This is a genomic window from Paraburkholderia sp. Ac-20342 (genome assembly GCF_017104985.1).
GTDB lineage: Bacteria > Pseudomonadota > Gammaproteobacteria > Burkholderiales > Burkholderiaceae > Paraburkholderia.
On record NZ_JAAGPQ010000157.1, the window covers coordinates 1 to 8,169 of the forward strand.

Below are 8,169 nucleotides of genomic sequence, written 5' to 3' on the forward strand. Positions count from 1 at the left end.
GCGCGGCGGCCGGAATCCATTCGAGCGCGGCCTTGACGTTGGCGGGCAGTCCGCGCAGGCCCTTGAGCTTTGTTTTATAGGCTTTCAGTTCGGCGGCGGTCGGCAGCTTTTCGTGGACCAGCAGATACGCGATCTCCTCGAATTCGCAGGCACCGGCGATGTCGAGAATGTCGTAGCCGCGATAGTGAAGGTCATTGCCGGTCTTGCCGACCGTGCACAGCGCGGTATTGCCCGCGGTCACACCCGACAGCGCGACGGATTTCTTCGGTTTGAAGCCGCTTTGCGTTTCGCCTTGTGCTTCCTTACCGCCCACTGCGCCAGCGGTTTGCGTCGTCTCGCTCATCTTCCGCTTTCTCCTGTGTGCCGGCTTGCCGCCGCCGTTTGACCCGCGCGGCTCATGTGCCGGACTGTCCGTTAGCGCCTGCTTGCGCAAACAGCGGCGCCGCTTTTGGCGGAACCGCACGGCCGGTGGTTTGCGCGCGGCGCAGCACCGACCAGTAATAGCGATAGCTCGCGCGGTCATGCAGCGTATCGCCATGACGCGTCGGGCCCCATTGCGCGGACTGCGCGGCCAGCAGGATTTCGGCGGCCGTGGCGATTTCCTCGTCGCGCGGCGCGAACGCGGCGACGATCGCCTCGATCTGCGCGGGATGGATGCTCCACATGCGCGTGTAGCCGAACTCGTTGCGCGCGCGGGCGGCGTCGTTGGCGACCACGCTCATGTCGCGCACTTCGGTGCTCACGTTATGCGAGGGCACCTTGCCATGCGCATGGCAGGCGGCCGAGATTTCGAGCTTGGCGCGCCGCACGAGCGGATGATCGAACTGGCCCGGCGAGCGCATGGCCGTGTCGGGAATCGCGCCGTCGTGCGCGGAGACGAAATCCATCAGGCCGAAGCTCAGCGCCTCGACGCCCGGCAGCGCGGCCAGTTCGAACACGCGCGTGAGCGCGCCGTGAGTTTCGACCAGCAGTTGCGCCGGCACTGGTTGCGCGATGTTCAGCTCGCGCCGCGTCGCTTCGATGAACGCGACCATTTCGGCCGCATCGTGGACGTTGCGGATTTTCGGCAACGTGATGTAAGCGGGTGCTCGCTTCGCGGCGCGCAGAATCAGGCGCACGTCGTCGCGCCAGTGCGCGTGAGCGAAGTCGTGGATGCGCACGCCGACGCGGCCGAAGCGGTCGTGCTCGCTGCCGAGCAACGACGCGACGAGTTCCGCATGCTCGGCCTCGCGGCCGACCTGGGCGCCGTCTTCGCAATCGAGCGTGATATCGAACACCGGGCCCAGTTGCTGCTGCAACGCGAGCGACTTCAGCATCAGCTTTTCGCTGCCGGCGTAGTGGTCGCAGGCAGGCAGCACAGCGGGCGGCGCTTCGCCGTCAAACAGCACTTCGGCGGGTGTGAGAACGCGCATCTTCGGCGTGAAGGATGGGGTGATTAGAGAAAACTGGATTCGGGCGTGCTCTGCAGAGGCGCTGCGCGGCAACTGCAAAGCAGGCTCGAATCCGTTGCGAACCGCTGCCTTTCAGTGGCGATTTCAACGGCAATTCGCACGGCAATTTGCGCGAAAAAAACCGGAACCCGCCGCGCTGAAGCTTCGGAGTTCCGGTTCGTTTGCATCGGAGGCTTAGCCCAGCAGGTGTTGAACGCCTTCGCGCTCTTCGAGCAGTTCCTGCAGCGTGCCGTCCATCTTTTCGCGCGAGAACGCGTCGATTGCGAGACCTTCGACGCGCTTGTACTCGCCGTTTTCGCACGTTACCGGCACGCCGTAGATGATGTCTTCGGGGATGCCGTACGAGCCGTCCGACGGAATGCCCATCGTGACCCACTTGCCGTTGGTGCCGAGCACCCAGTCGCGCACGTGGTCGATTGCCGCGTTAGCCGCCGAGGCCGCCGACGACAGGCCGCGCGCTTCGATGATCGCCGCGCCGCGCTTGCCGACGGTCGGGATGAACGTGTTGCGGTTCCATTCTTCGTCGTTGATGAGCTTGGTCAGGTCCTGGCCTTCGGCCGTTGCGACGCGGAAGTCCGGGTACATGGTCGGCGAGTGGTTGCCCCACACGGCGAGCTTTTCGATCGACGCGACCGGCTTGCCCGACTTGGCGGCCAGTTGCGACAGCGCGCGGTTGTGGTCGAGGCGCAGCATCGCGGTGAAGTTCTTCTTCGGCAGATCCGGCGCCGACTTCATGGCGATGTAGGCGTTCGTGTTGGCCGGGTTGCCGACCACCAGCACCTTCACATCGCGGCTCGCGACGTCGTTCAGCGCCTTGCCCTGAACCGTGAAGATTTCGGCGTTGGCCGACAGCAGGTCCTTGCGCTCCATGCCCTTCGAACGCGGACGCGCGCCGACCAGCAGGGCGATGTCGGCGTCCTTGAACGCGACCTTCGGGTCGTCCGTGATCACGACGCCCGACAGCAGCGGGAAGGCGCAATCATCCAGTTCCATCACGACGCCTTTGACGGCGGCTTGCGCTTGCGGCAGATCGAGCAGCTGCAGGATGACCGGCTGATCCTTGCCGAGCAGGTCGCCATTGGCGATGCGGAACAGCAGGGAGTAAGCGATTTGACCTGCGGCGCCGGTGACGGCAACGCGCTTTGCGGGCTTAGCCATTGAGAAATCTCCAGGACGATGCGTTAGACGCTAGGAAAAACGCCATTCTATATGCGCGTTCAGCGAAGCGTTATGAAACACGGCGGATTTACTGCTCGCGTACGGATGTGCCGACGAACCCGGTGCATGCCGGGCCCGGACGGCGCGTTGCGGCAAGACCGCCATGCCGGAAACCTGTACTGCCGAGCGGGACGGGATGGTGCGCTGCCGGACCGCCGCTGCACGGTGCGAACTCCTGCGAACAGCGCGTTTCGGCAAGCGTCTGGCCAGCGGATGGCGGCGAATCGAAACCTGAACTGCGTAGGGAACGGCATGGTGCAGAGTGGTTGCCAGCGCGTCGCGGCACTGCATCAAACAGCTGCCGGAAAACCCCGCAAACCCTTGCTCGACAAGGAGTGTAGGAGTCGACACAGACAAAGTCAACATTATCTTATGTCTTATATAAGACACATCTCTTACCGGGAAAAGTCTGGACGCGCCCCGGCCCTTTATGATGAAATGCGCGCATGAATTCGAACCCGGCGAATCCTGTGAACCCGAATGGCCAGGGGGCCGCGGGCGAGGCTGTACCCGTTGCCGCACCGGTTGCGTCGCCTACTTTCAGCCCTCTATATCAGCAGATCAAGGGGCTGATTACGCAGAGTCTCGAAAGCGGCGAGTGGAAGCCCGGCGAGATCATCCCGAGTGAAGTCGAACTGGCGGCCCGTTTCAAGGTGAGCCAGGGCACCGTGCGCAAGGCGATCGACGAACTGGCCGCCGACAACCTGCTGGTGCGCCGCCAGGGCAAAGGCACTTTTGTTGCAACGCACAACGAAGATCGCGCGCAGTTCCGCTTCCTGAGACTGCTCGCCGACGACGGCGCCGAGCATCCGCACGTGAGCCGCCTGCTCGAATGCCGGCGCCTGCGGGCATCGGCGGAGATCGCCCGGCAGCTCGATCTGAAGCCGGCCGACCCGGTCGTGCTGATCAAGCGTCTGCTGCAATTCGACGGCGAAGTCACCGTGCTCGACGAGATCTGGCTGCCGGGCGCCGTGTTCCGCGGGCTTACGCTCGAGCGGCTCTCGGAGTACAAAGGCCCCCTCTACGCGATGTTCGAGACGGAATTCGGCACGCGCATGATTCGCGCGACCGAGAAGATCCGCGCGGTGGCGGCCGAGCCTTCCGTGGCGGACCTGCTGCATGTGCCGGCGGGTTTTCCGTTGCTTTCTGTGGAGCGCGTGTCCTATACCTATGGGGACCGCCCCGTCGAAGTCCGGCGGGGTTGGTATGTCACAACCGGGTATTACTATCAGAACGATCTGAGCTGAATTGGGCTGGAACGAGGCGTGGCGTCCTACACGCGTGCCTCTCGGAAGGTGCCTTCATCGCGCTCGCGGCAATCAATCCGTAGGGGTTTTCGCTGCAGCGCGATATAAAAAGGCGCTAAAATCGCGGATTAGTGTGACTACATAGTAGGGGTCTAGCATGGCAGAAGCCGTAAAAAAACCGAGGCCGGAATTCCGGAACATCGGTATTGGGCAAATATTGACGTCGTACCGTCTCCCGCTAGCGGGGCGCGTGTCGATTTTGCATCGCGTGAGTGGTGCCTTGTTGTTTGTATTTCTTCCGTTCCTGCTGTACCTCTTCGATCAGAGCCTGACCTCGGAACTCAGTTTCGACGTTTTCAAGGGCTTCCTCTCCAACATCGTCGTCAAGCTGATCACGCTCGTTCTTGCGTGGGCTTTCCTGTTCCATTTCTGCGCCGGCGTCCGTCACCTCGTGATGGATACGAACCACAACTCGGTCTCGAAGGAAAAGGGCAAGTCGACCTCGGTCGTCGTGTTGGTCGTGTCGTCGCTGCTCACCATCGCATTCGCGGCCAAACTGTTCGGAGCATTCTAAAAAATGTCAGCCAATAACCGAATCGGTTCGAAGCGTCTCGTCGTCGGTGCGCATTACGGTCTGCGCGACTGGCTCGCCCAGCGCATCACCGCCTGCATCATGGCGATCTACACCGTGATCCTGCTCGCCTGGTTCTTCGGCGCGCACGACTTCTCGTACGACGGCTGGGCGTCGATCTTCGCGACGCAGTGGATGAAGCTCGCCACGTTCGTCACGCTTCTCGCGCTGTTCTACCACGCGTGGGTCGGTATCCGCGATATCTGGATGGACTACGTGAAGCCCGTTGGTGTGCGTCTGCTGCTTCAGGCGCTGACGATCGTCTGGTTGCTCGCATGTGCGGGCTACGCTGCGCAGATTCTCTGGAGAGTATAAAAGCATGGTTGCAATCAAGAATTCTCTGCCGCGTCGCAAGTTTGACGTGGTCATCGTCGGCGCGGGCGGCTCGGGGATGCGCGCGTCGCTGCAACTCGCGCGCGCCGGCCTGTCGGTTTGCGTGCTGTCCAAGGTGTTCCCGACGCGTTCGCACACGGTCGCGGCGCAAGGCGGCATCGGCGCTTCGCTCGGCAACATGAGCGAAGACAACTGGCACTACCACTTCTACGACACGATCAAGGGCTCCGACTGGCTCGGCGACCAGGACGCGATCGAGTTCATGTGCCGCGAAGCACCGAACGCCGTCTACGAACTCGAACACTTCGGCATGCCGTTCGACCGTAACGCCGACGGCACGATCTATCAGCGCCCGTTCGGCGGCCACACCGCGAACTATGGCGAAAAGCCGGTGCAACGCGCCTGCGCGGCGGCTGACCGTACCGGTCACGCGCTGCTGCACACGCTGTACCAGCAGAACGTCGCGGCCAAGACGCAGTTCTTCGTCGAATGGATGGCGCTGGACCTGATCCGCGACGCCGACGGCGACGTGCTCGGCGTGACCGCGCTGGAAATGGAAACCGGCGACGTCTACATCCTCGAAGGCAAGACCACGCTGTTCGCCACGGGCGGCGCGGGCCGCATCTTCGCGGCGTCGACCAACGCGTTCATCAACACTGGCGACGGCCTCGGCATGGCGGCCCGTTCGGGCATCGCGCTGCAGGACATGGAATTCTGGCAATTCCACCCGACCGGCGTGGCCGGCGCGGGCGTGCTGATTACCGAAGGCGTGCGCGGCGAAGGCGGCATTCTGCGTAACTCGAACGGCGAGCGTTTCATGGAACGCTACGCGCCGACGCTGAAGGATCTGGCGCCGCGCGACTTCGTTTCGCGTTCGATGGACCAGGAAATCAAGGAAGGCCGCGGCGTGGGTCCGAACAAGGATCACGTGTTGCTCGACCTGTCGCACATCGGCGCCGAGACGATCATGAAGCGTCTGCCGTCGATCCGCGAAATCGCGCTGAAATTCGCGAACGTCGACTGCATCAAAGAGCCGATCCCGGTTATCCCGACCATTCACTATCAGATGGGCGGTATTCCGACGAATATTCACGGCCAGGTCGTCGGTACGCCGAAGGGTCATGAAGAAATCGTCAACGGTTTCTACGCTGTGGGCGAATGCTCGTGCGTGTCGGTGCACGGCGCGAACCGTCTCGGCACGAACTCGCTGCTCGACCTCGTGGTGTTCGGCCGCGCGGCCGGCAACCATATCGTCAAGCACGTGACGGAACTGAAGGAACACAAGCCGCTGCCGGCCGACGCCGCCGACTTCGCGCTGTCGCGTCTCGCGAAGCTCGATAGCTCGTCGTCGGGCGAGTACACGCAGTCGGTCGCGAACGACATTCGCGGCACGATGCAGAAGCACGCCGGCGTGTTCCGTACTTCGGCCCTGCTGGCCGAAGGCGTCGACGCGATCCGCGAAGTGGCGGCGCGCGTCGACAACATCCATCTGAAGGACAAGTCGAAGGTGTTCAACACGGCCCGTGTCGAAGCGCTCGAAGTGGCGAACCTGATCGAAGTGGCACGCGCCACGATGGTCTCCGCCGAAGCGCGCAAGGAAAGCCGTGGCGCGCACGCGCACAACGACTTCGAACATCGCGACGACGAAAACTGGCTGCGCCATACGTTGTGGTTCAGCGAAGGCGATCGCCTCGACTACAAGCCGGTTCACATGCAGCCGCTGACCGTCGAATCGGTTCCGCCGAAAGCGCGTACCTTCTAAGGCACAAGTCAAAGGAATTCAGAAATGGCCAAGCGTACATTTGAAATTTACCGCTACGATCCGGACAAGGACGCCGCACCGCGCATGCAAACGTACGAGATCGACATCGACTCGCACGAACGCATGCTGCTCGACGCGCTCGTCAAGCTGAAGGCGCTCGACGAAACCCTGTCGTTCCGTCGCTCGTGCCGCGAAGGCGTGTGCGGTTCGGACGCAATGAACATCAACGGCAAGAACGGCCTCGCGTGCCTGACGAACCTGAACGACCTGCCGCAGAAGATCGTGCTGCGTCCGCTGCCGGGCCTGCCCGTCGTGCGTGACCTGATCTGCGACTTCACGCAGTTCTTCAACCAGTATCACTCGATCAAGCCGTACCTGATCAACGATACGCCGCCGCCGGAAAAGGAACGTCTGCAGTCGCCGGAAGAGCGCGACGAGCTCGACGGCCTCTACGAATGTATCCTGTGCGCCAGCTGCTCGACCTCGTGCCCGAGCTTCTGGTGGAACCCGGACAAGTTCGTCGGCCCGGCCGGTCTGCTGCAGGCCTACCGCTTCATCGCGGACAGCCGCGACCAGGCGACCGGCGAGCGCCTCGACAACCTGGAAGATCCGTACCGTCTGTTCCGTTGCCACACCATCATGAATTGCGTCGACGTTTGCCCGAAGGGCCTGAACCCGACCAAGGCGATTGGCAAGATCAAGGAATTGATGGTTCGCCGCACGGTCTGAGATGGACGCATCGCATCAGTCCGACCCTCTCCGCCGCGCGCGCCTTCGCTGGCGCGCGCGGCGGGGCCTGCTGGAAAACGATCTTTTCATGGAGCGTTTTTTCAGCCGATATGAGCATGACCTCAGCGATGCCGACGTGGGCGCTCTCACGCGCCTGCTCGAGCTGAGCGACAACGACCTGATGGACTTGCTACTCGCGCGCAAGGAACCAGAAGGCGATCTTGCCGACCCGGACGTGGTTCGGGTTCTGGAGTTACTGCGCAACGCTTGAGTGCCGCCAGTCCGTTGATCCAGGCGTGCAATTATCGAAACCCCGTATCCATACTTCGATTGAGGATGTGCTATGACCCCGTCAGATGTTAAAGCCACGCTATCGTTCAGCGACAATTCGCCGAGCGTCGAAATGCCGATCTACAAGGGTACGATTGGCCCGGATGTTATCGACATTCGCAAGCTGTACGGACAGACCGGCAAATTCACGTACGATCCGGGCTTCATGTCGACGGCGTCGTGCAATTCGGCGATTACCTACATCGATGGCGACAAGGGCGAACTGCTCTACCGCGGCTACGCGATCGACAACCTCGCGCAGAACGCCGACTTCCTCGAAACCTGCTACCTGCTGCTGAACGGCGAACTGCCGAACGCCGCCCAGAAGACCGAGTTCGTCGACACCGTCACGAAGCACACGATGGTGCACGAGCAGATGCAGTTCTTCTTCCGCGGCTTCCGCCGCGACGCGCACCCGATGGCGATTCTGGTCGCCGCGGTCGGCGCGCTGTCCGCGTTCTATCACGA

General features: G+C 62.4%; 10 protein-coding genes. 7 read left to right on the plus strand and 3 right to left on the minus strand.

Going from position 1 to position 8,169, the window contains the following annotated elements:
• From G3N58_RS32800 to G3N58_RS32810, 3 genes are all read right to left on the minus strand, one after another.
• Nucleotides 1-343 (minus strand): citrate/2-methylcitrate synthase (locus tag G3N58_RS32800; RefSeq protein WP_277396999.1); only part of this gene is annotated, 343 nt, incomplete at its 3' end.
• A 52-nt stretch (nt 344-395) separates the two neighbouring features.
• On the minus strand, nt 396-1,412 hold the full coding sequence (locus tag G3N58_RS32805; protein WP_206001270.1) for an aldolase/citrate lyase family protein: 1,017 nt from the start codon (nt 1,410-1,412) through the stop codon (nt 396-398).
• 213 nt (nt 1,413-1,625) lie between these two features.
• The gene (locus tag G3N58_RS32810) at nt 1,626-2,609 is read right to left on the minus strand and encodes a malate dehydrogenase (RefSeq protein WP_062128179.1); all 984 of its coding nucleotides are present in this window, start codon (nt 2,607-2,609) and stop codon (nt 1,626-1,628) included.
• A gap of 506 nt (nt 2,610-3,115) precedes the next feature.
• Here G3N58_RS32810 and G3N58_RS32815 point away from each other — a divergent pair.
• From G3N58_RS32815 to G3N58_RS32845, 7 genes are all read left to right on the plus strand, one after another.
• Nucleotides 3,116-3,916 carry a GntR family transcriptional regulator gene (locus G3N58_RS32815; protein WP_167039069.1) on the plus strand — a complete coding sequence of 267 codons (801 nt, stop codon included), beginning with the start codon at nt 3,116-3,118 and terminating at the stop codon, nt 3,914-3,916.
• 157 nt (nt 3,917-4,073) lie between these two features.
• Complete coding sequence (gene sdhC / locus G3N58_RS32820; protein WP_206001271.1) at nt 4,074-4,490, plus strand: succinate dehydrogenase, cytochrome b556 subunit; 417 nt, start codon at nt 4,074-4,076, stop codon at nt 4,488-4,490.
• A 3-nt stretch (nt 4,491-4,493) separates the two neighbouring features.
• Nucleotides 4,494-4,862 (plus strand): succinate dehydrogenase, hydrophobic membrane anchor protein, encoded by a 369-nt coding sequence (sdhD, locus tag G3N58_RS32825; protein WP_167039073.1) that lies wholly within the window; start codon nt 4,494-4,496, stop codon nt 4,860-4,862.
• A 4-nt stretch (nt 4,863-4,866) separates the two neighbouring features.
• A complete protein-coding gene (gene sdhA, locus G3N58_RS32830; protein ID WP_206001272.1) occupies nt 4,867-6,642 on the plus strand; it encodes a succinate dehydrogenase flavoprotein subunit in 1,776 nt (591 codons plus the stop codon).
• A 24-nt stretch (nt 6,643-6,666) separates the two neighbouring features.
• Nucleotides 6,667-7,371, plus strand: coding sequence for a succinate dehydrogenase iron-sulfur subunit (locus G3N58_RS32835; RefSeq protein ID WP_167039077.1), 705 nt, complete (start codon nt 6,667-6,669; stop codon nt 7,369-7,371).
• A 1-nt stretch (nt 7,372) separates the two neighbouring features.
• Nucleotides 7,373-7,642: a succinate dehydrogenase assembly factor 2 gene (locus G3N58_RS32840; protein WP_167039079.1), complete on the plus strand. Its 270-nt coding sequence runs from the start codon at nt 7,373-7,375 to the stop codon at nt 7,640-7,642.
• A 72-nt stretch (nt 7,643-7,714) separates the two neighbouring features.
• On the plus strand, nt 7,715-8,169 hold a 455-nt coding region (locus G3N58_RS32845; protein WP_277397000.1), incomplete at its 3' end, for a citrate/2-methylcitrate synthase.

Coding starts and splice junctions, on each gene's coding strand:
- G3N58_RS32805 (WP_206001270.1), bottom strand. CDS start 1,412: ATGCGCGTTCTCACACCCGCCGAAGTGCTGTTTGACGGCGAAGCGCCG.
- G3N58_RS32810 (WP_062128179.1), bottom strand. CDS start 2,609: ATGGCTAAGCCCGCAAAGCGCGTTGCCGTCACCGGCGCCGCAGGTCAA.
- G3N58_RS32815 (WP_167039069.1), top strand. CDS start 3,116: ATGAATTCGAACCCGGCGAATCCTGTGAACCCGAATGGCCAGGGGGCC.
- sdhC (WP_206001271.1), top strand. CDS start 4,074: ATGGCAGAAGCCGTAAAAAAACCGAGGCCGGAATTCCGGAACATCGGT.
- sdhD (WP_167039073.1), top strand. CDS start 4,494: ATGTCAGCCAATAACCGAATCGGTTCGAAGCGTCTCGTCGTCGGTGCG.
- sdhA (WP_206001272.1), top strand. CDS start 4,867: ATGGTTGCAATCAAGAATTCTCTGCCGCGTCGCAAGTTTGACGTGGTC.
- G3N58_RS32835 (WP_167039077.1), top strand. CDS start 6,667: ATGGCCAAGCGTACATTTGAAATTTACCGCTACGATCCGGACAAGGAC.
- G3N58_RS32840 (WP_167039079.1), top strand. CDS start 7,373: ATGGACGCATCGCATCAGTCCGACCCTCTCCGCCGCGCGCGCCTTCGC.